Source organism: Caballeronia sp. LZ003, assembly GCF_031451465.1.
Classification (GTDB): domain Bacteria; phylum Pseudomonadota; class Gammaproteobacteria; order Burkholderiales; family Burkholderiaceae; genus Caballeronia.
This window is the reverse complement of record NZ_JARUXJ010000173.1, coordinates 1-488: the sequence shown is the minus strand read 5'-3', so window position 1 is coordinate 488 and position 488 is coordinate 1. Positions and strand designations below refer to the sequence as shown.

Here is a 488-nt window from a genome sequence, read left to right as displayed (position 1 = left end):
GAAAGCTATGCAGCGGCAGACGCAATCAGTCCGTATGGCGGGGCAGCATACAGCGTGGAGCAGATGCGCGCCGAGCGGCTGTCCGAGTTGCAGATCCAGGTGACGAATCCGGTTGACCGGCGTCCGGCTCTTGGTGAGCTCAACGTTCTCGTAACGGGTCCTGGACGGTCGTCGGACTTTGATGGTGAAATTCGGGCATTGCCGCCGACGATGCGCGATCGGTTGTCCGATTCGAGCGTAGCAACGACTCCGGGCGGGGCGGTGCTAGGGCTTGGTTATGAGGTCGCGGAAAGTGTTGGTAGGATGGCGGCGCTGTTCAACACGTACAACATCAATCCAGTCACAGGCGAGAGGCTAAGTCCGGGCCAGGTGCAGCGGGCCAAGGAAGACTTGGTGATCAACGTCGGTACTTTGGGAATCGGAGGCGGTAGCCAAATCGCAGGACAGAGTATTGGACGTGTGGCGCGAACGGCGGCTGAGAGTTTTGG

General features: G+C 60.0%; 1 protein-coding gene. It reads left to right on the top strand.

Features of this window, described 5'->3' with window-relative positions:
* Positions 1-54 precede the first annotated feature (54 nt).
* On the top strand, positions 55-488 hold a 434-nt coding region (locus QCE79_RS33660), incomplete at its 3' end, for a hypothetical protein (RefSeq protein ID WP_309851871.1).